Source organism: uncultured Paenibacillus sp., assembly GCF_963515335.1.
In the GTDB taxonomy this organism is placed as follows: domain Bacteria; phylum Bacillota; class Bacilli; order Paenibacillales; family Paenibacillaceae; genus Paenibacillus_I.
This window is the reverse complement of the sequence record NZ_CAUPYC010000005.1, coordinates 41,048-65,431: the sequence shown is the minus strand read 5'-3', so window position 1 is coordinate 65,431 and position 24,384 is coordinate 41,048. Positions and strand designations below refer to the sequence as shown.

Annotated in this window: 24 protein-coding genes; 7 read left to right on the top strand and 17 right to left on the bottom strand. The window is 56.2% G+C overall.

The window, feature by feature from the left end; all coding sequences use genetic code 11:
* Window positions 1-12: 12 nt before the first annotated feature.
* The 7 genes from RWM61_RS03125 to RWM61_RS03095 form a co-directional block, all read right to left on the bottom strand.
* Window positions 13-1,071, bottom strand: a complete 1,059-nt coding sequence (locus RWM61_RS03125; RefSeq protein WP_313997285.1) for an Ldh family oxidoreductase — start codon at window positions 1,069-1,071, stop codon at window positions 13-15.
* Window positions 1,068-1,745: an RraA family protein gene (locus RWM61_RS03120; protein WP_313997283.1), complete on the bottom strand. Its 678-nt coding sequence runs from the start codon at window positions 1,743-1,745 to the stop codon at window positions 1,068-1,070. Before RWM61_RS03120 ends, RWM61_RS03125 begins: the two co-directional genes overlap by 4 nt.
* A 1-nt stretch (window position 1,746) precedes the next feature.
* Window positions 1,747-2,709 carry an NAD(P)-binding domain-containing protein gene (locus RWM61_RS03115; RefSeq protein ID WP_313997412.1) on the bottom strand — a complete coding sequence of 321 codons (963 nt, stop codon included), beginning with the start codon at window positions 2,707-2,709 and terminating at the stop codon, window positions 1,747-1,749.
* 761 nt (window positions 2,710-3,470) lie between these two features.
* Complete coding sequence (locus RWM61_RS03110) at window positions 3,471-4,199, bottom strand: RraA family protein (protein WP_313997281.1); 729 nt, start codon at window positions 4,197-4,199, stop codon at window positions 3,471-3,473.
* A 145-nt stretch (window positions 4,200-4,344) separates the two neighbouring features.
* The gene (locus tag RWM61_RS03105) at window positions 4,345-5,121 is read right to left on the bottom strand and encodes a carbohydrate ABC transporter permease (protein WP_313997410.1); all 777 of its coding nucleotides are present in this window, start codon (window positions 5,119-5,121) and stop codon (window positions 4,345-4,347) included.
* Window positions 5,122-5,196: 75 nt separating this feature from the next.
* Window positions 5,197-6,087 carry a sugar ABC transporter permease gene (locus RWM61_RS03100; RefSeq protein ID WP_313997279.1) on the bottom strand — a complete coding sequence of 297 codons (891 nt, stop codon included), beginning with the start codon at window positions 6,085-6,087 and terminating at the stop codon, window positions 5,197-5,199.
* Between the two features lie 79 nt (window positions 6,088-6,166).
* Window positions 6,167-7,573, bottom strand: coding sequence for an extracellular solute-binding protein (locus RWM61_RS03095; RefSeq protein ID WP_313997277.1), 1,407 nt, complete (start codon window positions 7,571-7,573; stop codon window positions 6,167-6,169).
* A 398-nt stretch (window positions 7,574-7,971) separates the two neighbouring features.
* Here RWM61_RS03095 and RWM61_RS03090 point away from each other — a divergent pair, with 398 nt between their 5' ends.
* From RWM61_RS03090 to xerS, 4 genes are all read left to right on the top strand, one after another.
* The gene (locus RWM61_RS03090) at window positions 7,972-8,985 is read left to right on the top strand and encodes a LacI family DNA-binding transcriptional regulator (protein ID WP_313997275.1); all 1,014 of its coding nucleotides are present in this window, start codon (window positions 7,972-7,974) and stop codon (window positions 8,983-8,985) included.
* Between the two features lie 21 nt (window positions 8,986-9,006).
* Window positions 9,007-9,999, top strand: coding sequence for a D-glycerate dehydrogenase (locus RWM61_RS03085; RefSeq protein WP_313997273.1), 993 nt, complete (start codon window positions 9,007-9,009; stop codon window positions 9,997-9,999).
* Between the two features lie 53 nt (window positions 10,000-10,052).
* Window positions 10,053-11,228: a helix-turn-helix domain-containing protein gene (locus RWM61_RS03080; RefSeq protein ID WP_313997270.1), complete on the top strand. Its 1,176-nt coding sequence runs from the start codon at window positions 10,053-10,055 to the stop codon at window positions 11,226-11,228.
* Between the two features lie 116 nt (window positions 11,229-11,344).
* Window positions 11,345-12,439, top strand: a complete 1,095-nt coding sequence (gene xerS, locus RWM61_RS03075) for a tyrosine recombinase XerS (RefSeq protein ID WP_313997268.1) — start codon at window positions 11,345-11,347, stop codon at window positions 12,437-12,439.
* An 88-nt stretch (window positions 12,440-12,527) separates the two neighbouring features.
* Here the strand turns inward: xerS and RWM61_RS03070 are convergent, their stop codons facing one another.
* From RWM61_RS03070 to RWM61_RS03055, 4 genes are all read right to left on the bottom strand, one after another.
* Entirely contained in the window at window positions 12,528-12,956 is a 429-nt protein-coding gene (locus tag RWM61_RS03070) for a WGxxGxxG family protein (RefSeq protein WP_313997266.1), read from the bottom strand.
* Window positions 12,957-13,343: 387 nt separating this feature from the next.
* Window positions 13,344-16,196 carry an ATP-binding protein gene (locus RWM61_RS03065; protein ID WP_313997264.1) on the bottom strand — a complete coding sequence of 951 codons (2,853 nt, stop codon included), beginning with the start codon at window positions 16,194-16,196 and terminating at the stop codon, window positions 13,344-13,346.
* Window positions 16,189-16,554: a response regulator gene (locus RWM61_RS03060; protein ID WP_313997262.1), complete on the bottom strand. Its 366-nt coding sequence runs from the start codon at window positions 16,552-16,554 to the stop codon at window positions 16,189-16,191. The genes RWM61_RS03065 and RWM61_RS03060 overlap by 8 nt, the downstream gene beginning before the upstream one ends.
* A 12-nt stretch (window positions 16,555-16,566) precedes the next feature.
* Window positions 16,567-17,346, bottom strand: a complete 780-nt coding sequence (locus tag RWM61_RS03055; protein ID WP_313997260.1) for a response regulator — start codon at window positions 17,344-17,346, stop codon at window positions 16,567-16,569.
* Between the two features lie 309 nt (window positions 17,347-17,655).
* Between RWM61_RS03055 and RWM61_RS03050 the strand changes: the two genes are divergently transcribed.
* The gene (locus tag RWM61_RS03050; protein ID WP_399537771.1) at window positions 17,656-18,258 is read left to right on the top strand and encodes a solute carrier family 23 protein; all 603 of its coding nucleotides are present in this window, start codon (window positions 17,656-17,658) and stop codon (window positions 18,256-18,258) included.
* A gap of 51 nt (window positions 18,259-18,309) precedes the next feature.
* Here the strand turns inward: RWM61_RS03050 and RWM61_RS03045 are convergent, their stop codons facing one another.
* From RWM61_RS03045 to RWM61_RS03035, 3 genes are all read right to left on the bottom strand, one after another.
* The gene (locus RWM61_RS03045) at window positions 18,310-18,447 is read right to left on the bottom strand and encodes a hypothetical protein (RefSeq protein ID WP_313997257.1); all 138 of its coding nucleotides are present in this window, start codon (window positions 18,445-18,447) and stop codon (window positions 18,310-18,312) included.
* Window positions 18,448-18,477: 30 nt separating this feature from the next.
* Window positions 18,478-18,729, bottom strand: a complete 252-nt coding sequence (locus RWM61_RS03040; protein WP_313997255.1) for a hypothetical protein — start codon at window positions 18,727-18,729, stop codon at window positions 18,478-18,480.
* Between the two features lie 101 nt (window positions 18,730-18,830).
* Window positions 18,831-19,193, bottom strand: a complete 363-nt coding sequence (locus tag RWM61_RS03035; RefSeq protein ID WP_313997252.1) for an NUDIX hydrolase — start codon at window positions 19,191-19,193, stop codon at window positions 18,831-18,833.
* A gap of 167 nt (window positions 19,194-19,360) precedes the next feature.
* On the opposite strand from RWM61_RS03035, the gene modA reads away from it, so the two are divergent.
* The gene (gene modA / locus RWM61_RS03030; RefSeq protein WP_313997250.1) at window positions 19,361-20,170 is read left to right on the top strand and encodes a molybdate ABC transporter substrate-binding protein; all 810 of its coding nucleotides are present in this window, start codon (window positions 19,361-19,363) and stop codon (window positions 20,168-20,170) included.
* A 16-nt stretch (window positions 20,171-20,186) separates the two neighbouring features.
* Window positions 20,187-20,861 (top strand): molybdate ABC transporter permease subunit, encoded by a 675-nt coding sequence (modB, locus tag RWM61_RS03025; RefSeq protein ID WP_313997247.1) that lies wholly within the window; start codon window positions 20,187-20,189, stop codon window positions 20,859-20,861.
* Window positions 20,862-20,885: 24 nt separating this feature from the next.
* Here modB and RWM61_RS03020 read toward each other — a convergent pair whose 3' ends face one another.
* From RWM61_RS03020 to RWM61_RS03010, 3 genes are all read right to left on the bottom strand, one after another.
* Window positions 20,886-22,202, bottom strand: a complete 1,317-nt coding sequence (locus RWM61_RS03020; RefSeq protein ID WP_313997245.1) for a dGTP triphosphohydrolase — start codon at window positions 22,200-22,202, stop codon at window positions 20,886-20,888.
* A 261-nt stretch (window positions 22,203-22,463) separates the two neighbouring features.
* Window positions 22,464-23,645: a type II pantothenate kinase gene (coaW, locus tag RWM61_RS03015; RefSeq protein ID WP_313997243.1), complete on the bottom strand. Its 1,182-nt coding sequence runs from the start codon at window positions 23,643-23,645 to the stop codon at window positions 22,464-22,466.
* Window positions 23,635-24,336: a TerC family protein gene (locus tag RWM61_RS03010; RefSeq protein WP_313997241.1), complete on the bottom strand. Its 702-nt coding sequence runs from the start codon at window positions 24,334-24,336 to the stop codon at window positions 23,635-23,637. The genes coaW and RWM61_RS03010 overlap by 11 nt, the downstream gene beginning before the upstream one ends.
* Between the last annotated feature and the right edge of the window lie 48 nt (window positions 24,337-24,384).

Here is a 24,384-nt window from a genome sequence, read left to right as displayed (position 1 = left end):
ATCATACAAGATTTATCCTCTCAAGGCATCGGACAGTTTTCTTCCAAACCGTTCGCCCCATGTCTCGAGCTGCTTTTCAACCGAAGCGGGAAGCTCGATCCCGCTGGCCATCCTCGCTTCCGTACATCGGAGCTCCAGCTCGCCCGGAATCAAGATTTCCTCGACGGCAGGCGCTTTAGGCTCTGCTTTAATTTCACGGATGTAACGGTCCATTCGTTCCTTGAAATACGCGACCGGCATGAAAGCATTAATATCTACGGCTACGAACAGGTGGCCGACGTTCTGCGGTTCATCCCAATTCTCATACATATTGTTCACGTACCTGCCGAAGCCGGCACCGGTCAGCACACCGCTCAAAATATCGATGAACATGGAGATCCCGTAGCCTTTTGCGCCGGCCATCGGCAGCACCGAACCGTCCAGTGCCTCGCGCGCATTCGTAGTGGGATTTCCGTGCTTGTCGATCGCCCATCCCCGCGGAATATCCTCGCCTCTCTCGGCCGCCACGATGATCTTGCCCCTCGCCACCACGCTTGTCGCCATGTCCAGAACGAACGGGCGGCATTTGCCGGCCGGCACGCCGACGGAGAACGGATTCGTGCCGATAAACGGCCTGATCCCGCCGGTGGGAGGCATGGTCTGCGAAGCGTTGGAGAGAATGATCATGATCGTGTCCTGCTCAATCGCTTTCAATAGGTAGTAGGCGCAGGTACCGAAGTGGTTCGAACCCTTGACGCCGACCACCGCGCTTCCCTGCCGCTTCGCGCCCTGCAGCGCAAGCTCCAGCGCCTTGCTTCCGATGACCGCGCCCGGATTATTGCGGCCGTCAAGCAACGTGACGCTGCCCGATGAGCGCTCGACGGCAACATCGCCGTCCGGATTCATCATCCCCGCCTGCATGCGCTTCAGATAGATATCCGTGCGAACGACGCCATGGGAGTCCACACCGCGCAAATCCGCCTGCACCAAAGATTCTGCGACAATCTCCGCGTTTGCTCGGGACAGTCCGGCCGCGTTGAACAAGCCGGCGACATACTGCTGAAGTCTCTGCCAGTCATAACGGCGGTTCACGGCAATGCACAACCTTTGCGTTGCAGCGTTTCGTTGACCCAAGCGCGGTCGACCGTTCCATCTTCGATGGAGCGAATGATGTCCTGCTCCCGCTTCAGCTGTGCCGCGACCAGGTCCATGATGTCCGCAGCCTGCTTCTGAGGTACGGCAACGACCCCGTCTTCGTCGCCGAATATAATGTTGCCCGGCTGCACCACCATATTTCCCACACAAACGGGAACGTTGATTTCCCCGGGCCCTTCCTTGAAGGGGCCGCGATGCGTGACTCCGCGGGCGTAGCAAGGATAATTAAGCGCTTGGAATGCCCTGGTATCACGGATCGCGCCGTCGATGACGAATCCCGCCAGCCCTTTTTTGCGCGCGAGCCGCAGCATGATCTCACCGACAATCGCCTGCGTGATATCGCCGCCGGCGTCGACGACGATCACATCGCCCGGCTCCGCCATGTCGATCGCCTTGTGGACCATCAGGTTATCGCCGGCCCTCGTCTTTACGGTGAACGCAGGACCCAGCAATGGTCCGCTTGCATGAAACGGCCGCAGGCCGGCGATGGTTCCCGTCATCCGGTTCATGTTGTCGCTGATCAGCGGGCTGGCCGCCTCGCGGAACCGTCCAAGCAGCGCTGCTTCAGGCCTTCCATCGAGCGGCAATATGCGAAATCCCATGTTCTCCATACTATTCGTCTCCCACGAAGTACTCGGCAATCGCAGAGAAATCCTTCTCGCCGATATCCTTTTCCGTCATGTTGTACAACTGCAGTGCGAGACCGGCCAGCGGCAAAGGAATATTCCTGCCTTCATCCACCGCAATCTGCACATCCTTCTTCATTAAACGCTGCTTGAAGCCGGGTTTGAAATTGCGATCGCTCATCGCATCGACCTTGTTCAGAAACATCCAGGAGGCGCCCGAGCTGCTGCCGATGACCTGCTTCAGTATATCCTTGTCGATCTCCAGCTTTTGCGCAAGCGCGAACGCTTCTGCGGCAGCCACCATATGAACGCCGGCCAGCATCTGGTTAATCGCCTTGATCGCTTTGCCGGCCCCTACCGAACCTACGAGATAGATGTTCCCTGCCATGGCCTCCAGCACCCGACGCACGTCATCCAGCACGTCGGCCTCACCCCCGGCCATAACGGTCAGCGTACCTTTCTCGGCACCGATCGTCCCCCCGCTGACGGGCGCGTCCAGCACGCGTATTCCCTTATTGCGGTATACGTCATGCACACGCTTCATCATGGCCGGGGATCCGGACGTCATTTCGACCAATACGGCGTCCCCGTTCAGCGCATCCAGCAATTTCGCATCCAGGAGCACGTTCTGCATTTCCATGTCGGCCGGTAAAATGCTGATCAGCACTTCGCAGCCGGCCGCGACATGCTCAAGGGAATCGTGCACAACGGCGCCTTGCCCCTTTAGCTCTTGTACCGGCTCCGAATTCCGGTGGACAGCCACATGCACCTCAAAATCGTTCTTCAGCAGGTTGCGGGCCATCGGCAACCCCATCGCGCCAAGTCCGATAAACCCTATCCGTTTGTTCCCCATCGTGCCCATCCCCCATTCTTTATAATTTCTTTTCTTTCCGTTTTCCTTCGGTATTTCTACTCTCCGGACGGGGTTCGGATGGTACTTTCCATCCATGATGGATTGCCGAATTGTCTCTCCGTTCTCTTTGAGATATTGTAAAAGGTCATTTACTCCCATCTCATCAATCCCGGGTGAGCCCTTGTTCGCCTTCACCCTCTTGAATGCTTCGTTCAGGTTTGGCTTACTTACGATTTGTTCCAGCAATCTCATCTTCGGCTCGTTTGCGTCGGTGTTGTCCGTTTCAGTTATCCTTACAGGACTGTGCGCTCCCGCATATCCTTCGTGTTCCGCACTATTTTTCTGCGTGAAGCCTCCCATTGGAAGTTGGCTGCCCTTCGCTCCTGTGTTAGTAACATTCATTGACCCACACCTCCTAAGGTTCGGCCCTTCCCTGATGTCGTCGACTACATCAGGTACTATGGCGTCTGCTGACTTCTCATGGTAAATCTTGTTTCAACCGTGATTCGAAGTGCATCTCCTCACGTTCATGAGACCTCCCACGGTAAGGCGATTCCCTTTCATTCCATGTACCCGCACCATTTACACTGGCATGTCCGTGTAGTGTATTGGACTTCGCTTTGTCTAGCAAGCTCATCCCATGCCATATGCCTGATGATGTTCGTGTTCCTCAGGTCGGAAGTTTGCCTCCGGCTTCCTTCAGATTCCACCTCACAATGGACACCCTTGCCCTTGGCTAGTGGTTGGCCACTACTAGCCCCCACAGCGGACTTTCACCGCCTAGGTAATCGCCATGCGTGGCGCACTAGTAAGAGAGCTAATAGAGGCTATTAGCTCTCAATTGATTCAAGGACCCGTTACAGAACGGTTTCGTCCAGCTCCCAGCCGAGCGCTTCATACAATCTCTTTCGGCCTGCTTTGTCTCCCGTCAGTTCCTGATGCGCAAATGTAGCGACTTCGCGGGCGATTTTACGCGGAACGGCGATAACGCCGTCCCCGTCCGCCACAATCACGTCGCCCGGATAAATCGCTACGCCTCCGATCGCGACCGGCACATCCTTGGAGTCGAAACGGATACGGGTCTGGTCCATGCCCTGGGATACGAACTTCGACCATACCGGAATTTTCTGCATGATGACTTCGTCCGTGTCCCGGATTCCCCCGCCGTTCGTTATGTACCCTCTGCAACCGGCTTTCAATGCCGCCAGGGTGTTGTTGGAGCCGAGAATACCGACATCGCATCCGCTGACATCCATGACCATGATGTCTCCGTCGACGAGGTCCGCGTGCCACGGATCGTAGCAAACCTCCTTGTAGTACCATTTGGCCCATGCCGTATAATCATCGTGGGTCTTGTTCGGCACCGGTCCCTCGAACGGCATATACCGCGCCGTGCGCGCAATGCCGACGATCTTGGTCCTCCAGAGCGGCTTGATGCTGTGATGCACCGTTCCGTAGCCGTGGTAGCCCACCCAATCCATCCCGTCGCGCACGTCCGTTACGCGCAAATCCTTGAACAGCTCCAAAATCTCGTCCCGGTCATCCTTTGCTTCGACGTTTTCCTCAACGAAGTTTTCCTGTGCCATTTTATCGTCTCCTTTGTTTTCAATCAGATCTTGCGGAAAATTCATGATTGCAACGAGGACAGCTCGACTGTATGCGGCTAACGTTCCGGCAAAGCGCTTGTTCACCCCCTTGCATTGCTTAACTGCCGCACCAACCTGCATGCTGTCATCCCTTCACGCCTCCTGCCGCGATGCCCTCAATGAGATACCTTTGGAAAAAGATGAACATCACGAACACCGGCACGAGCGACAGGATCGACATCGCAAAGAGTGCGCCCCAGGAGCTGTCGCCGGAGGAATCGGTGAACATGCGGAGCGCCAACGCCACCGTGTACGTTTTGATACTGCTGAGGTACAGCAGCTGGCTGAAGAAATCGTTCCAGGTCCAAATGAACGTAAAGATGGACGACGTAACCAGCGCCGGCAGGGTCAGCGGGACGATCAGATACCCGTACATCTTGATGGGACCGCAGCCGTCGATCTTCGCCGCCTGGTCGAACTCGAGGGGCAGCGACCGGATGAACTGTACGATCAGAAAGATGAAGAAGGCTTCCACGGCGAAAAATTTGGGAACGGTCAGCGGCAAATAGGTATTGATCCAACCGAACTTGTTGAACATGATGTATTGCGGAATGACCGTTACGTGAAACGGAAGCATCAGCGTCAGCAGCATGACGGCAAACCATATTTTCTTCATGAAGAAGTCAAGCCGGCCGAAGGCGTAAGCCGCCATGGAACAGGAAATCAGCGTTCCGACGATGTTCAGTGCGACGATCAAGAACGTATTCGCGAAAAATTTGCCGAAGGTGTAGCCCGATAACCCGGCCCAGCCGAATTGATAGTTTTCAAACGTGATCGTCTTCGGAATCAGGGAAGGATCCGTGAAAATCTGGGTGTTCGGCTTAAAAGAACTCATCAGCATCCAGAGCAGCGGATACATCATGATCAGACACCCGGCGATGATGACAACCTGAAGCAATAGCTTCTGCGATCTGCCTAGCACCAACGGTAATCACCTCTATTCTTGGTAAAACACCCATTTGCGGGACGACAGGAAGAGCAGGCCGGTCACGGTCGCAATGGCAAGCAGCAGCACCCAGGCCATTGCGGAAGCATAGCCCATGGAGAACTGGGCAAACCCTTTCTGGTACAGATACAGCGTATAAAAAAGGGTGGAGTTAAGCGGCCCGCCCGTACCGCCGCTTACCACATAAGCGGAGGTGAACGCCTGGAACGCGTGGATGACCTGCATGACGAGGTTGAAAAAAATGATCGGTGTCAGCAGCGGAAACGTCACGCTCCGGAATTGCCTCCATCGGCTCGCTCCGTCGATTCTGGATGACTCGTACAGATCCGTCGGAATCTGCTTGAGCCCTGCCAGGAAAATAACCATCGACGATCCGAACTGCCAAACCGCAAGCACAACCAGCGTATAAAGGGCCGTATCCGGAGACGCGATCCAGTTCTTCCCCTCTATGCCGAATTGGGCAAGGAAGTTGTTAAGCAAGCCGTCTCCGCCGAAAATCTGCCGCCACAGCAGACCGATCGCCACACTGCCTCCGAACAGGGACGGGATATAATAGATAGCCCGATATACACGCAGGCCCCTGATGCCGCGATTGAGCAGCAGCGCAACGGCGAGCGCAAAGGAAAGGGCAAGCGGTACCCCGAGGAAGACATATTGGAGGGTTACGCTTACACTCGCCCAGTACTTTCTGTCCGCAAACATTTCCGTGAAGTTCTGAAGGCCGATCCATTGTGGCGGGGTCAGCAAATCATACTCGGTAAATGCCAGATAAAGCGAAAAGCCCATTGGAAAAGCAGTCAAACTGATCAATCCGATCAACCAGGGACTGAGGAACAGATAGCCTACCCAATTGTTTTTCCAAAAGGCTTTTAATGCCGGCATAATGTCACTCCCAAATATACGGCCGGACGGAAACGGTGCACCCGTCCGGGCCGTGTGTAAATTACCGTACCAACGGTTGTCAGGATGATTTGGCCAGAATCTCGGCCGCCTTCTCTACGAACTCCTGCGCGCCCTGCTCCGGGCTCAGCTGGCCGAATGCCACGGCTTGGGATGTTTCGGTGAGGAGCGTGCGCACTTCTCCCTGGCCTTTCGGAGGCAGCGGCAGCTTGCCCGCCGTCTTCAAGCTTGTTTCGATGGCTTCGAGCGTTCTTTGCTCCGCCGGATTCAGCGTAGGCCTGATGACTTCATTTCCTTTGGTCGAGCCGAGCGCGCCCTGCTCCAGCTTGAAAATCTTCTGGACTTCTTCGTTATTCACGAAGAAGCTGATGAAATCCGCCGCTTCCTTCGGATACTTTGAAGTCTTGGCCACTGCCAGGTACGCGCCTTCGACGAATTCACCTTCCTTGCCGCTTGGATCGAGCGGTCTGCGCAGCGGCTGAACTTCCCCATCGGCGATATAGTTCTGATACAGCGGAATCTGGTTGAACGGGAATGTCGCCAGAATGACCAGTCCTTTTACCAGCATGCCTTGGTCGAGAGAAACGGTTGCATATTGTTCGCTGGTCGCCGCATCCGGGATCACCTTGTCCTTACGGAGCTTATCCCACATCGCGAACCATTCCGTCATTTGCTCCTTCGTAACGCCGAGCTTTCCTTCCGCGGTGAAAAGATCGGTGCCCTTCTGGCGGGCGTATACCTGCACACCCGTGATGTCGCCGCTGGCATCCACGGAGGCCCACCGCTTTTTATTATCGCTTGCGTTGATTGCCTTCTGAATTTCAGCGACCTTTGCAAGGAAGTCATCCCAGGTCCAGTTGTAATCCGGAGCGGCTACGCCGAGCTTATCCAGCGCTCCTTTGTTGTAGTTCCAGCCCGTCATCGTAACGCCTTGGGCGATCATGACCGTCTTGCCTTCAACCTTCTGAACTTCCTTGACGGAATCGGGGAAACTGCCGATATCGATCGTCCCGTCTGCCAGATAAGGTTCCAGATCGAGCAGCGCGCCGCGCTGCGCGTAATCCGCTACATACGTGGCATGCATGCCCTGTACGTCAGGTGCGTTGCCGCCTGCGGTCTGGGTCGCCAGCTTGTCCCAATAGTCATTGAACGAGCCGTACTGCCGTTCGATTTTGACGTAGGGGTTCTCTTTCTCGTACAAGTCCGCGATCGCATTGTATTTCTCATGCCGCTTCGCGTCGCCCCACCAGGCGAATGTGATGGTTACCTTCTCGCCGCCGGCATCGTTCGCAGGCTCGGTTTTGGTCTCTTCCGTGTTCGCGGCCTGCGTGTTTTCCGTTCCGGTGTCCGCTGCCGGTGCGTCGCCCGATTTCCCGCCGGAATCGGATCCGCCGCTGCAGGCGGCCAGACTTACGATGAATACAACGACCAACAACAACGGGAATAGCGCTTTCATTTTTTTCTTCATGAAGAACCCTCCGTTTATTTTTGCTGTACACCCAACCCTTCCGGATTTGTATCGCTATTATATTTTGGGGACTTTTCCATAGTCGATGAGATTTTGCGCTTAAATAATTGAGATTTTTTACATATACCTTCATGATCCGGCATGATAAATATACAAATCAAATTTGAAGGGCGACGGCAAGGTAGATAAACCCGTGTTTTTCCGTTGTGCATGGATCGTTTTCGGCTATTTAAGAAACGAGCGAAAGAATGCCAATACATGTTGAAATGGATATTTTGATTTGATAGACTGGGGTTAATCGGTTTAGTAAACCGTTCTCCGGTACCGGTTTCCGGCGTGGTTTACCGTTTTCCGATAACGATTCCTGTAAGCGCTTTAAATATGGGAGGGGTGACTTCGTGACCACAATCGGAGATATTGCCCGAGCGGCCGGCGTTTCCAAGACTACCGTCTCACGCGTATTGAACGGTAATTTTAGCCAAGTAACCAGGGAGACGAAGGAAAAGGTCCAGGCGGTAATCTCGAGTCTCGACTATACTCCGAATGCGCTGGCCCAAAGCTTGAGGTCGCTGAAGACGGATGTCATCGGCATCGTGTTATCCGATCTCCAGAATCCTTTCTGGTCCGCCGTCCTTGACGGCGTGGAACGCACTTGCCGTTCCCTTGGCTACAGCCTCATGATTTGCAACGCCCGCAAAGACGCCGCCATTGAGGAACAGCATATCAAGGGTCTGCGCAATAACAAGGTCGACGGCATCATCATCAACCCCACCGCCAAAAATCAGGCATTGTTTGAATCGCTGATTGAAAATCGCTACCCCATCATTGCATTGAACCGAAAGATTCAGGGGCTGCCTATCGAGACGATAGCCGTCGATAATGTCAAAGGCGCGTTCCTTGCAACCGAACACTTGATTCGATTGGGGAGAAGGCGAATTGCCATCCTCGTCTATCCGCCCGGAGGGGTAAGCCCCCGCCTTGAACGAATCGAGGGCTACATATCGGCGCTGAACCACTACGGTATCGACGTTGACGATTCGCTCATCCGGATCGTTGAGGACGGCAAAGATGCCGCGAAGCTGGCGACCAAGCGGATGTTGGCCGGCGACGACCGGCCCGAAGCCATTTTCTCCACGAATAATCTGATGAGCCTTGAGATTCTTGAAGCGATCAAAGAGAGTCATATCGGTATTCCTCATGAAATGTCATTCGTAGGCTACGATGAAACGGCCTGGTCACGCCTGGTCGATCCCCCGCTAACGATAGTAAAGCAGCCGGCATACGAGATGGGCCAGTTGGCTGCCACCGACCTGATCCGGCAAATCCGGTCCAAACACAAGATCGCACAGGCCAAGACACATCTGATGGAGCCTGTCCTCGTCGTCGGTGGCTCATGTGGAGCCAATGCTTAACTTTGGGAATGAGGTGGAACAATGAAGCCAAAAATTTATGTAACGAGGAAGCTGAACGAAGGCATTCTTGCAAAGCTGGAAGAGACCTGCGAGGTTACCCTATGGGAGGAAGAGAACCTTCCCGTGCCGAGGGAGGTGCTGGAGCGGGAAATCAGAGAAGCGGACGGCCTTTTCTGCCTGCTCACGGAACAGATCGATGCCGCCTTGTTGGAGAAAGCACCGCGCCTGAAGATCATTGCGAACCTGGCGGTCGGCTACAACCATATCGATATCGAGGCGGCAACCGCCAAAGGAATCATGGTCACCAACACACCGGGCGTCCTGACCGAAACGACTGCCGATCTTACCTTTGCGCTCCTGATGGCGACGGCCCGGCGGCTGGTCGAGTCCTCCGATTATCTGCGGCGCGGCGCATGGGTGACATGGTCACCCATGCTGCTAACCGGGCAGGACGTATACGGTTCAACGCTGGGCATCATCGGTCTCGGTAGGATCGGGGAAGCGGTGGCGAGGCGTGCAAAAGCGTTCGATATGAAAGTATACTATCACAACCGAACGCGCAAGCCGGAGGCGGAAGAGCAGCTGGGCCTGGAATATTGCGACATGGCGACCTTGCTCAGGGAATCCGATTTCGTCTGCATCCTTGTGCCGTATACCCCGGGAACCCGCCATCTTATCGGTCATAATGAACTCGCGTTGATGAAGCAATCCGCCATTCTGATCAACACCTCCCGCGGCGGAATCATAGATGAAACCGCACTATACTATGCGTTGGCGGAAGGCAAAATATGGGCTGCCGGGCTTGATGTATTCGAGCAGGAGCCTGTCCCCGCGAACCATCCGCTGCTCACGCTTCCCAATGTCGTCACCCTCCCGCATATCGGGAGTGCAAGCATAAAAACCCGTTTGCGTATGGCGGACATTGCCGCGGATAATCTGTTGAAGGGATTGGCCGGTCTAACCCCTCCTAATTTGGTAAACCCGCAGGTGGACGCAAGAGACACTAAGAGATGAGCGAACCAACTCTCGAATCACCGAAAACAACTTAGTGAAGGTGGTTGTGGATCATGGCGTCAATCCCATATAAAGCCGTATCCGGAAAACAAGTTGCCTTATTCATTGAGCCCTCGAACGGTTATGATAAAGGATTGCTGAAAGGTATCCAACAGTATACGAAGGAGAATCAGAGCTGGTCCGTGTACATCGGTGATTGTGAAGAAGGCGGCGATTTCACTTGGCTGGCCAACTGGAAAGGCAATGGCATTCTGGCACGCATTGAATCCGAACAACTGGCCGATTTCATCGTGAAGCTAAACCTCCCCACCGTCGCGTTATGCGCGACCGGATTGGAGCCGGATCTTCCTTCCCTGGTCACGAGCGAAATGCTGACCGCACAAATGGCGGCCGAATATTTTCTCGACCGCGGCATCCGTTCATTCGCCACCTTCCGTGAGGCCCGGCATGAAGCGTACGTTGGATTGAATGATCATTTTCGGGCGTGTCTGACGCAAAGAGGCTATCCCTGCAATGCATTCATATCCGCTTATGCCGGCAAGTCCGAGATTGAGAAACAAATCCGCATCGCCCGCTGGCTCGATGACCTGCCTAAACCGATCGGCATCCTGGCCTGCTCGCAGGAGGATGTGCTGGTCGAGACATGTCTGTTGGCCGGGTACGATATCCCTGCCGATGTTTCCATCATCGGCTGTGATCGCGAGGAATTGCTTTACGTGAAGCTCGATCGGCAGTTGTCCACCGTGATCGTCAATTCCGTAAAAGCTGGCTATAACGCAGCAGCCCTTCTGGATCAAATGATGGCCAAGCACGCCAGTCAGCACGGCAACGCAGAAGCCGTTGCCATGATGGACCCCATCTCCAGAAAAGACAAGCTTGTATCGGAAGCCCTCGATTTCATCCATCACTATGCTTGTGACGGGATTACAGTCATGGATATCCTGAATGAACTGCCGCTCTCCAGGAGAGTTCTTGAGCATCGATTCCGGAAGGTGCTTGGCCGAACGCCCCACGAAGAGATCATGGCCGTACGCCTCAAATACGTGAAGCAACTGCTCGCCGAGACCAATCTCTCCCTCATCGCCATCGCCGACAGAGCCGGTTTCAAGCATACCGAATATTTAAGCGTCGTATTCAAACGGGAGGTCGGCATTTCGCCAAGCCGCTATCGCCTATTGCATAATCACAGGAAGCCGAAGCCAAGCCCGGCGTTTGCGGCTGATCCGTAAAGCGCAGGCTCTCTTCTCGCATGCGGCGTCATCCCTCTATACCCCGCCGTCTCCTGCCATGATAGAATATAAAGCGATACGAGCTTTTGATCAACGATTTCGGGGTGAAGACAGACATGAACGTCATTAAACGAAAAGACCGGCAGGAGCTGGACAAAAAAACGCCGTCGATGCCCTGGTATGTGGAGAAATTCATCAATTACAAGCTGCCGGACCTGTCTCCCTCTTCTTTGCTGGAGTATGTCCGGGATTACGAAACGTTCTTCAGCTGGCTCATGGCCGAAGGCCTTACGCAGGCCGGCGACCTTAAATTGATTCCGCTTGAGGATCTGGAGAAGCTTCATATGGACAGCGTCGACCATTATAAAATGTTCCTCGCCGCCCATAAAGCGCCGGCAAACAGTAAAACGACGATATCGCGCAAGCTGTCCTCCCTCCGCTCGCTGTTTCATTACTTGAGCCAGATCGCCGAAGACGATCACTTTTATCCGCTGCTGAAGCGCAACGTGATGGCGAAGGTGTCCATCAAGAGAACGCATAAACCGAAAGACAGCGCGGCCAAGCTGGAAGGCAAGCTGCTGCAGGAGGAGGAAATCCGCGCTTTCCTCCATTATGTCAAGGAGGGCTATGCCGCGGATTTGGCGGGGAACAAGCAGGCGCTTTACTCCTACGATAAAAACAAAATACGCGACGCCTGTATCATTTGCCTGGTGCTTCATTCCGGGCTGCGGGTATCCGAGGTCGTCAACCTGAATATCGACGACATCGATCTCAAGAAGAAGCTGACCTATGTATACCGCAAAGGCGCTGGCGACGAAACGTTCAAAACCCCCGTCTATTTTCGCAGCGACGCGGTGGACGACCTGAAGGAATATGTCCGGCAGCGCGACACGTTATATCATGCCCCCAAGCGGGAAAAAGCGCTTTTTCTCGCCGTGGCCAACGGCAAGCGCGAAGGCTCGCGCATGAGCAAAAGAGCCATACAGGAAATGGTGGTCAAATACGCCAAACGGTTCGGAAAGCCCTATTTGTCCGTCCATAAGCTTCGCCATTCCTTTGCCACCGATTATTACTTGCGCAACGATATTTACAAAACGCAGGAGCAGCTCGGACACGCTTCGCCGGAAACGACGCAGATTTATGCGCATCTGACGGACAGGACAATGGCCGAGGCCATCGATAAGAAGAAAAACACGCCCGACCGCGGCTAGTCAACCCTGCTTTGTTGGCAGAAAAAAGAACGGACAAACCGCCGTAGACGAATGCCCGGGCGTGTTGTCCGTTCCGTTGTGGTTCCTGCTAGGTCGATTGCCGGTTGCGGTTGCGCATGCCGGCAAGGCCGAGCAAGCCGAGCAGACCGAGCCAGCCCCAGTCCACGTCGTTATCGCCCCCAGTGTCGGCCGCCGTCGCACGTACGCGGCCGTTGCGGTTGCCGTTCCCGTTGTTGTCGGCGGTGTTCGTGTTGAAACGGCGCGCACCGTTGTCGTTCCGGTCGTCGTCCAGAACGCCGAAGGTACGGTCGTTATCGGTCGCATACGTTCCGTACGTACCCGGCATTGTGCCGTTGCCGTTGTTAAATGTTCCGGCGCCCGGAGAAATGCCGCCGCCCATAGGACCGACCGTGCCGGTGCGTGTGGAGGTCGCGGTACCGTTCTCCGCATAGGCAGGGACTGACAACGCCAACAATAACCCCGCTGAAATCAGTATGCTCGTGATCGTCCGTTTCATGCTTGTGCTGCCACCCTTTCGTCGTTGGTTTGAGCTAAGTGGTGTAACACCTCAAGCTTAACCCTTTGTTGGTTTTCCCAAGGGAAGCTGCTATGATTCTCGGCTCAATGTGGGAGTTGATGGACGCAGCACAGCATGGCAAACTCAAGCTTCAGGTAGATAAAGAATCCTGCATATAATCGTCATCGACCAACAGTACATGGGGATCGTCCGGATCCATATGTAAATAGCCCATGCCGTTCTCATCCCATTGGAACAACGGCAAATAGCCGTCCAGAATGCCGTTGTGGTCGGTTTCCCGGTCGGCCGTTACGATCCCCGTAATCCTTCATCGCTTCAACACTCCTCCAGCATGACTTTCCCATCATTAACCGTAGCGTTCCCCCGTTAATCCGGGTCATGCCGGAGAATCCGCCAGATCATCTCCGTGAGCTTGCCGGGCAAATAAGGCTTTATTATAAAGGCGTATACACCGTGCCGCTCCGCTTTGCGCCGCTCCTCGAATGCGCTTGAAATGATGATCGGCGTTTGGGCCATCTGCTCGTCGCTGCGCAGCACGCTAATGAAATCCCATCCGCTGAAGCCGGTTTCCAGCATGATATCGAGTACGACGACATGCGGCTTGATGTCCGGCACCGCTTCAAGCGCGGCTTTGCCGTCCGCAAACGAATGGACGCGAAAACCGCTGGATTGCAGCTCGCCGCGGAGCAGCAGAGAAAGGTTGAGGTCGTTCTCCACGAGCATGATGTCGTACGCGACTTTGCCCGTCGTTCCTCTGGCCGATTCGGGATCGGAGATCTGCTCGTTGCCGTCGAGGACCGGCAATGTGACGGTAAAGGTGCTTCCGGTACCCAAAACCGATTGGACCGCGACATCGCCCTTGTGCCGGTTGACGATTTCTTTTACGATGGCGAGACCGAGTCCGGTGCCGCCGATTTCCCTGCGGTCGGAATTATCCACCCGGTAAAATTTGCTGAACAGCTTCGGTAGAGCGTCAGCCGGAATGCCGAGTCCTTCGTCCGTGATGTCGACGACGATATTCCTGCCTTCCTGCCGGCAGTCGATCGTGATCGTGCCGCCGCCCGGCGAATATTTAACGGCGTTGCTGATCAAATTAGTAAATACCTGCTGCAGCTTGTCCCGATCGGCCATAACGAGCGCGCGGCCGCAGGTGTTTTTCCACTCGAACCGGTGCTGCCCCGCATTTACTTTCTGAAGCTCTATCGCCTCTTGGATGATCGCCGACAAACGCAACGGCTTCAAATCGTAGCTCTGGCGTCCCGATTCCATCCGTTGGAGATCGAGAAAATCGTTGATGAGCGTGGTCAAGCGGCGCGCTTCCTGGTGAATCGTGAATATATACTTGCGCTGCCTCTCCGGCTTCAATTCCTTATGCAGCAGCAGCTCCGCGAAGCCAAGGACACTGGCAAGAGGCGTACGCAGCTCGTGGCTGACCGTGCTGACGAATTCCGATTTCATCCGGTCGACTTCATATTCTTTGGTAATATCCCGGTGTACGAGCAGGGTGCCGAACAATTCGCTGCCGCGGTAGAGCGGCTCGAAATAGATTTGAATATAGCGGTGCTCGGGCAGCGTCAGTTCGTAATTCATCGCGCTCGGCTCGTACGTTCCGTCCTCAAACTGCTTCATAATGAACCGAAGCACCCCATCGGGGTCCGCGACCCGCTGGGCCATTAGTGACGAGAACTGGGTGAGCGACATATTTTTGACGGCCAGCTTGTCCCGATTAAATCCCAGCAGCTGGAACCATTTTGTGTTCACATGAATCGTATTGCCGGTCAAATCCATCAGCTGAACGGCTTCCTGGATCGTGTTGAGCATGTCATAGTTGATCTGCCGCTGATACTCGGAATTCTCATAAATTTCGAGCTTGGCGAGCGAAAGCGAGATTTGCGTAGCGAGGCCCATCATTTCTTCCTCATCGTTCTTGCCGGTCCTGCACCCGATACGCGTCAGCATGATCAAAGCCGCCACCTCTTGATTGTCGCCCAGAACCGGAATGTAGAAGTCGGTCGCCGTCATAGGGTCCTCATGATAGCCTTTTTCGCTGACCGTGCACTCCCTCGTAACCGTATGGATCCGCTTCGATTGACGGACCCTTGCCAGCATGCTCTCGTTCGCCGTAGCACGGAATTGATCGGCCGCCTGCCGGGAGATGCCGAAGAACGCCATATCGCGGTTCGCGTTGGCAAGCTTGATTGCGCCTTTGTCCGTGCCGGTAATTTCAACCATATGGCGGATGATGCTTTGCAGCAGTTCTTGCTTGTCCAGCGTGTTCGACAACGATTGGACGAGCTGGTTCCGCTTCTGTAAATACCGCTCGTTCTCCTCCATTCTCTGAAGCGCGTCTTGCAGCTCCTCCTGTTGCATTTGAAGCTCGTCCTGTTGGGCAATCAGCTCTTCGTTCTGCGCAACGAGCTCCTCCTCTTTATTGACTAGCAACACCATCATCATATCCAGAGAGCCGGACAATTGTCCGATCTCATCCGAGCGGGATTGATATTGAAAGCTGACCAGTTCGCCCCGCGCGACACGGCCTGCTGTATCGGACAATACGCGCAGCGGTTCATTGACGTCCTTGGCGATAACCCGAACGGAGTACCAGGTAGCCCAAAGAATCAACAGAACGTAAATAATAAAATACAGCCCTTGCTTCGATAATTCCCGAATAAGATTGCCGCTCTCCAGATTGACGTCGGTTTGCGCCTCCAATTCCAGCTCGCGGGCAAAGGCGATCATATCGTTGGTCGGATTCGTCTGATCCGCCTTCACCAGCTCGCGGATCGCCTCGTAATCGTTCGCAAGCGCATATTCCACCGATTTGGGATAACGCTGATCGAAGGTGAAAAGGAAATAATCCTCAATGGATTGCAACAGATTCTGCTCGGATGCACTCAGCGGGTACGTTCTGACCGTCTTCAAATCCTTATTCAATTCGTCACGCAACGCGAACACCCGATCGTTCTCATAAAGCGTTTGATAGACCAAATAACCGCGGGAATGCAGGATGATTTCCTTGGCACCGCTGGCCAAATCGGATATGGCCTGACGTTTCTCGTTTATTTCCGTAATCCGGTCGTTATACCGGTTTGCCAGAAACAGCGTGCTCCAGAACACGATAATGGCTCCGATCAGAATAAGGCTGAGCGAAGTCACCATAAGGGCGGTAAATCTTCGGCTTATACTGGAGCGGAAATAATGGTGCCACCGCCTAAGCATTCAACATTTCCTCCACCTTGGCCACAAGCTCCAACGGGCTGAAAGGCTTGGACATGAAATCGTTGGCCCCGGCCTGAAAAACCTTGTTCTGCTCGGACTGCTGGCTTTTCGCCGAGAGCATCAATATTTTCGTCGAAACTCGCTCAGGGAGCTCGCGCATCCGCTCGATCACCTCGATGCCGGTCATGCGGGGCATCATATAATCCAGTATGACCAGATCGAAGTCGCGTTCCTTAATCTTGTCGAACGCCTCCTGGCCGTCGCATGCCACCTCGATGTCATATCCTTCATCCTCCAAAGAATCCATCACCAGCATACGCAATACGGGTTCGTCCTCTGCGAGCAGAATCGTTGCCATCGGTCATTCCTCCTAATCGTTCGATTCGCAAAAACCTATATTAGAGTTCGGCCGAAAGCCGCCGGTGCGCAGCAGCCGGTCGAACAGCCGTTTGCGAACCAGCTGTCGTTCAAGCCTGGCAGCCAATTCCGCCATCTCGAACGGCTTGGCCACAAAGTCGTCGGCACCCAGGCGGAATGCCTGGATCCGGTTGGCGGTCGTGTCCTCGACGCCGACGACCGTCGTCGGGATAAACCGACGTTTCATCTTGTCGCGCAGCGCCAGCATGAACTCGACACCGGCCGTATGGTCCATGAAGAGGTCAAGCACCACGCACTGAGGGTTGCATTCGCGCACATAATCCATGGCCAGGGAGGGATTCGTCGTGGCGATCACCCTGTATCCCCGCTTCCCAAGCTCCTCCTTCATATACAAAAGGAACGCATCGTCGTCGTCCAGCACAAGCACGGCCGGCTGCTCATCCTGATCGAACCGGAAGGAACCGGTTCCGTCCGCCCCGCCTTGCACAGTTGTTTCCTGTTGCCCCAAGGCATAAACGGCGCGTATCAAGTCGGAGAAAAAAGTCCTCAACTGTCCGGTTGTCCACGACTTGCGCCCGGATTGTTCAAGCTCATCCATTAATCGGGCGGTCGTGTTCGAGATCGCGGCAAGCCCGATCGTGCCCGACGTTCCGCGGACGGTATGCAGAAATCGGTACAGATCGTCACGACTCACGTCGTCGCGGCCGAGCTCGAGCCATGCATTTAATTGTTTGCGAATAGAAGCAAGCAGCGCTTCCCGGTATTTGTTCATTGTGTCACTGCCCCCTCAATTAGCCGTTCCTTGTGGCGTCAATCCCTCTGCTGGCTATGTTAATTCGACAATTGCACTAAAATATCCTCCCGTTCGACGCAAGCGGTTTTCGCGCAAAAGCAAAAAACCGCACATTCGCTCGGAATGCGCGGCTCGATTCAATGGAGAAATCGCAGCTCGCCGTGAAACCACAAGCCGCCACAAAGTTTACATAATGTTAATTATGTATTATCGTAAATGCGGCTTACAACCGTCCTCTTATTTGCCCATCCTAATAATTGCCACAAAGCAAAGCCCCGGCAGGCGGCAATGGGTGCCATCGTAGCGGTCATCGGCCTGGAGCTGGTGCCGGTCGCGGCACAGATGGCCGGTTGGATCAAGCCCGCCGACTGGAATTCCGCGCAGGCATGGCAAGCCGACCCGAAGACGGTTGCCGTGTCCGTCTCAACGCTGCTGATCATTATTCTCGGCTCCGTGCTGTTTCGCGGTTTCATGAAAATCATCCCGATCCTGATCGGCTTCGTCGCGGGTTATCTGCTCGCCTGGCGGCTCGGCATCGTCGACTTCAGCCGGGTGAACGCGGCTTCCATGCTGGAGATGCCCGAATTCACGGCGCCGAAGTTCGATTGGGCGAGCATGATCGTCATCGTCCCGGCCGCGCTTGTCGTCGTCGCGGAGCATGTCGGGCACCTGCTTGTCACGAGCAATATGGTCGGACGCGACCTGTCCAAAGCTCGTCATCGGCATCAGCGGCACGACGTTCAAGTGGGGCCATCTGGAGCTCAAGGGCATGGCGCTCGCCACGGTGGCGGCAATCGTGCTCAGTTTGCTGTTCAAGCTGTTGGAGCTCCTGAAGCTGAACAACGAGTAACCCGCCCGGCCGACAAAAAAGCCTTCCGGATGCACGCTTGACGCGCATTAGAAAGGCTTTTATAACCAACGGATTTATTTCTTTCAGGAAATTTATTGCAGCGGCATCCGATTCTGATTCTGGGGCAGCGCCGCTTGCACGGCCGACTCGATCTGCTTGAGACGCTGCTGGATCAACTGAAGCTGCCTGAGCTGGGCATTCATTTGCACCTGGACCTGGTTTTCGGCCATTTGCACCTCCTGTCCGATGCTTTGCACATCCTACAGCAGCGAGCGTATCCGGTCGGACTGACGGTCCGCTCCGGCGCTCACCAGCGCCTGCCGCGCCAACCTTTCCTGCTGCTCCTGCCTTTGCCTGACCTGATCCTTGAACTGGTCATATGACATTTGCTGCGTACTCGGCTGCTGCGCGCCTTGCAATTGGGACGGCATACCGCCCGGCATTTGCATAGCGTTAGCGGCCTGAACCGAATTCTGCATCGTGCCCGGGCTCATGTTCGGCTGGTTTTGCATGGAGATTCCTCCTGTCGACGAAATGGTGTCATTGTTATTTTTGCCCATTTCGCCGCATGTATATCCATACATCGCGCCGTCTTTTTACGGGAGGGCGCCTCTCAGCCGCAAAGCTTGTCCCGGATCGGCCGGGTGACGACGTCAAATACCGTTTCGTCATCCAGCCGGACCCATTTGACTTCCAATATGTCGCCGTTAAGAGGTCCGGGCTTGTTCTCGGCCAAGCCGCCGCCGACAATTTCGGCCCGGTACGTATATTTCAAATTCTCGAAGCAAAGGCAGTCGATGATTCGGACGTCGTAGCCCGTCTCCTCCTTCACCTCGCGGATGCAGGCCTGCTCGGGCGTTTCCGCCACCTCGACGCCGCCGCCGGGATAATTCCAGACAATATCGCCTCTTTCCACATACTCCCTGACCATCAGCACTTCATTTGAGCCGTTGACGATTACCGCTTGCGCGATCAATCCATTCACCTCTGAATGTAAAAGCACCCCGTCTTTGTATGCGATCTCTATAACTGCCTCTTGATTATACCAGAAAAACGGCGCCGCGTGGCATCAAAACGATAGATACGCCGCCGGAACCTGTGTTAGAATAATTCGGATAAGTGATAACGGACGGGAGACCATTTATGGCAAAGAATATATATGCGCGCCGCAGCTTGATAATAACCGCGGCCATGCTGTCGATCGCCGTGCTCGCCGGATGCTTCGGCCGGGGTGGGGGGGCCGGCGGCAATGCTGCGGAGGGCAGAACGGAGCTGCTCGTTTCGGCGGCGGCCAGCCTGCAGGACAGCCTGAACGAAATCGAGTTCCGCTATGAGGCTCGGTATCCGGAAGTCGACCTGATCATGAACTACGGATCTTCGGGCGCTCTGCAAAAACAAATCGAACAAGGCGCGCCGGCGGACCTGTTCCTTTCGGCAGGCAAAAAACAGGTGGATGCCCTTGCGCGGGGCAAACTGCTCTCCCGGCAAGGGACGCTGCTCGGCAATAAGCTTGTTGTCATCGCATCGGCGGATAACCGGCAATCGATACCCGGCTTGCGCGGTCTGCTGGACGATCGTTTCCGGAAAATCGCGGTCGGCGAACCGGAAACGGTGCCCGCCGGCGCCTATGCCAAGGAAGCGATGACGAATGCGGCGGTTTGGGAGGCTGTGGAGCCGAAGCTGGTGTTCGCCAAGGATGTGCGCCAGGTGCTGACTTACGTGGAAAGCGGCAATACGGAAGCCGGGATCGTATACTTGACCGATGCGCTCGCATCGGGCCGCGTCCAAGTCGTTGCTGAAATTTCTTCCGGGCTGCATGCTCCGATCGTTTACCCGATCGGCATTATGAGAGCGTCCGAGCATCAGCGGGAAGCGATGCGTCTGTATGATTATTTATTTGGAGAAGAAGCCGCAGCCATATTTACCGAGCGCGGATTCACCATTAGACCCTGAGAAAGGAGCGGCTTGCATGACGGATTGGAGCGCTTTCCTCCCGCCGCTCTTCGTGACGATCAAAGTATCGCTTCTTGCCGGCGTATTCGTCTTCGTGCTCGCCCTGCTGACCGCTCACCGAATGGCAAGAAGCCGGATACGCGGACGGAGCATCGTCGACACGATCCTCCTTCTTCCGCTCGTGCTCCCGCCGACGGTCGTCGGTTTTTTGCTGCTTGTCCTGTTCGGGCGTCAAGGCTGGCTCGGCCGAACGTTTGAATGGCTGTTCGACCGCACGATCGTGTTCACATGGGGAGCGGCCGTTATTGCCGCGGTCGTTGTGGCTTTCCCTCTTGCCTACCGGACGATGCGCACCGGCTTTGAGGGTGTGGAGAAGGAGTTGGAGGACGCCGCGCGCGCCCAAGGCGCAAGCGAGCTGCAAGTATTTCGGTATATTACGCTGCCGCTGGCGGGGCGCTCGCTCACGGCCGGCTTCCTGCTCGGCTATGCCCGAGGCTTGGGCGAATTCGGCGCGACGCTGATGATTGCCGGCAACATACCCGGCAGGACCCAGACGCTGCCGACGGCCATTTATACGGCCGTCGATGCGGGACGCATGCCGCTTGCCTGGGCGTGGACCGGCGCCATCGTGCTGCTCTCGTTCGCCATGCTGTTTGTAGCCGAACGGTTTAACGCCAGGTCGCAGCATTAGCGTCCCGCCGTCCGTCCGGCAACGTCAATCCCTTTCATAGATCGAGCCTGTGCGGCTTGCGTACAGCTCGGCGTAAACCTTCTCCGCGTACGCGTCGGTCATGCCGGCGATATAATCGGCGACGAGCCGCTCCCACGGCCATTTGCCTTTCTGCTGCTCGTAGTTCGCGATCCAGTCGGGGGGCAGAATAAGCTTCCCCGTCTCATATTCCATGAAGGTTTCCCACAATCGGGTGATCATGATCTCGCTGCGCTTCTGCAGCCGCTGCACGCGGAAATCCTTGATCAGCGTCACCCAGGCCAGCTTTTTCAAAATTTCCATCGTCCGCAGCAGCTCGATATCCTGCACGCCGTCGCGCACGAACGTCACCTTTTTCCAACCGTTCGCCGGATCGTCGAGAATGCCGACCTGATTGGCGAACTTGCTGACCCAACGCGCCTTCATTTCCCGCCGGGCGCGCGACGGCTCACGGCCGGAGTCCTCGTACACCGATTCCCACTGCGTCAAATACGATTCCAGCACCGCTTTCACCATCGCGCCGATGTCGATTTGCTGCCAGCCCACATTCATGTTGCCCTGGTCGTCAACGATCTCCTGCACGACATGTCCGATCAGGCTGTCGTCCTCGAAGAAGCTGCGGCTCATCAGAATTTTGCCGGCGCGGATGCCGTCCTCGATATCGTGCGTCGAATAGGCGATATCGTCGCACAGGTCCATCAGCTGGGCTTCCAGCGTGGCGCAGCCGGCGGGCATCCCCCACATGCCGCGAAGCCGGCGCACCGCCTCCCACTCCATATCGTATACGCCCTTGATCCGGCCGGGCTCGCCGAGCGGAAAAGGATACTTGTTGATCGCAAGCAGGACGGCGGCCGTCAGGTCCAGACCGCTGTCGCTCCCCGCCCTTTTCTCCAGAAACATAAGAATACGGAAGTTCTGGGCGTTCCCTTCGTAGGGCAGGCCGTATCGGGCGGTAAGCAGCCGGTTCAGCACCTCCTCCCCTTTGTGGCCGAACGGCGGATGCCCTAAATCGTGGGCCAGCGACGCGCACTCCACCACCTCCGGTTCCAGCATCAGTCCCGGATGCTCCGGCGCGGCGAGAAAGGCATACGTTTTGCCGAGCCGCCTCGCCACCTCGCGCGCAATTTGCGACACCTCCAGCGAGTGGGTGAGGCGGGTGCGGTAATAATCGCCCGTGCCGGCGCCGAACACCTGCGATTTGCCCTGCAGCCTTCGAAATGCGGGCGACTGGATGAGCCGCGCGTAGTCCTTCTCATATTCGTCCCGGGCTTCGCTGGAATGCAGCTTCTCGGTGTCGTCCAATCTGTATTTACGGATGTCCATGCGAATACCCCCTTTGTGATCGCCATACCTCATCATATTCTTACCCAAGCGGAAAAGAAAGCGCCGCCGCCGCCGTTATGTCGGCTTTCCGCGCATATTCGGCACGGAGAACAATTGAGCCGTTTTCTTTTGTGCATGAAGCACGTGAGGCTTGCAGCAGTGCCGGGGCAGCCATTGGTCGAAAAAACGGGCAAGCTCCGCGGAGCCTGCCCGTTGGTTAAATATTAACAACATTAAATATTAACGAGGCAGCAAAGCGTTTCACGTTGCCTTCCCTTCGGGAACAAGCGCCAGAAGCGCGCCGAGCGCGCCGCTGAACGCGCCGTTCGGCGCAAAATACGGCTCCGCCCCGCGAAAGCGCGTATACGAAGCTACCGCTTCCTTCAGCGGCTCGTTCCACTCGAATGACGAGCCGATGTAGACGATCACTTGAGCGTCGTGCTGCCCCGCCGCGTGCACGCTGACGGTCGCGACCGTCTCGCCGACCATGCCGATTACCGAAGCCAGCACATCTTCCACCGGGAATTCCGCGGATTGCCCGAGGCCCGCGGACCGTCGTATCGTCTCTTCCACGCGGCCGAAGTTGCTCGCCGTCAGATTGCCGTCGATCGGCGGTATCGCGCCCTCATAAATATGGCTGACCTTCAGGTCGGCCGTGTCGCGTATGCCTGCCTGTGCCGCCCGGACGATGCTCTCAAAATCGGCTGTTCCGGCAAGCAGCCGCGCCAAACCGAGTATCGTTCCGCCGCCGACGCCGGTTCCGCCTACCCTTGCCGCTCCATCTCCGCCGACGATATGGATCGACGTTCCCGTACCGACGTTCGCCAGCAAGAACCGGTCCCACGACTTGCCGTCCTGCTCAAGCAGCCGTTTCGCGCCTTCGCAGGTCGCTTCAAATTCCGATACCGATTCCGCGGACCGTTCCAGCAGGCCAAGCAGCCTGGATGCCCGTCCGCCCGTCATGCACAACCGGGCCTCCGGCATCCTGCTGCGAATCCACGCCGCCGCCGCCTCGAGCGGATCGGAGGCCAGCTTGACGTAACGGATTTCCCCGCCATTTTCTTCATATGCGATTTTCACGAGCGTGCCGCCCGCATCAATGCCTGCCTTCACAATCGCCAATCCGGTTTCCTCCTTTGGAGCGGCTGCTGCCGGTTCACGGGCCAACACATGGTTGATATAACGGGCCACCCCGTCCTCATCGTTCGACGCTGTGCGCTCATCCGCCAGCTCGGCAATCCGCTCATGCGCGTTGGCGACCGCCACCTTCCTGCCGGCCAGGACGAATAAACCGAGATCGTTCAAATGATCGCCGAACACCGTAACTTCCGCAGGCTCGCAGCCTACATGACGGCCTCCTGCCGATTTCGGGTAGATTATAGCACGGCGTGTGCGGCTGTCAAGCGCAGCCCGGAATCCGCCTGCAGCCGAGTCAGCTCGCATCCCTGCTCAGCAGCGGTTCCGAACCGGCTGCTCCCCGTTTTTTCCGCGCAGCGCGGCCCAGCAGCAGAACGGCCGTCACGACGAGGGCGGCGAAGTACCATTTGCCGTAGGGGACGGCCTCCGCGGCCGGCTTCAGCCACGGTTCGCCGGCGATCATTTTCGCCGCGGTCCAGGCCAGCACGCCCGCACCGATGTAGGGCACGGCCGGAAAGCGATCCGCCGCCTTCAGGATGAGTCCGCTGCCCCATACGACGATCGGGACGCTGATGAGCAAACCGATGACCACGAGGGCGAACGAGCCGTGCGCGGCTCCCGCGACCGCAAGCACGTTGTCGAGGCCCATGACCGCGTCCGCCACGATGATCGTCCGGATGGCGGCCCACACCCCTGCTTGGGGCGCCGATAGGTCGTGCTTGTGCTCATCCGCCAGCAGCTTGTAAGCGATCCATGCCAGCATGAGGCCTCCGGCGGCAAGCAGGCCGGGAATGCCGAGCAGCCAGACGACGCCCAGCGTGAGCAGCGACCGGATCGCTACGGCGCCGACCGTTCCCCATACGACGACCTTTCTGCGCATCTCCTTCGGCAGCCTTCTCGCCGCAAGCCCGATGACGATGGCGTTGTCGCCCGCAAGCACCAGATCAATGACGACAATCGCGAGCAACGACGACCAAAAATCCGCTCCCAGTTCCATCCGCTCCAGCTCCTTTTTCGTTCGTTTCAAAATAAAAGGACCTTTACC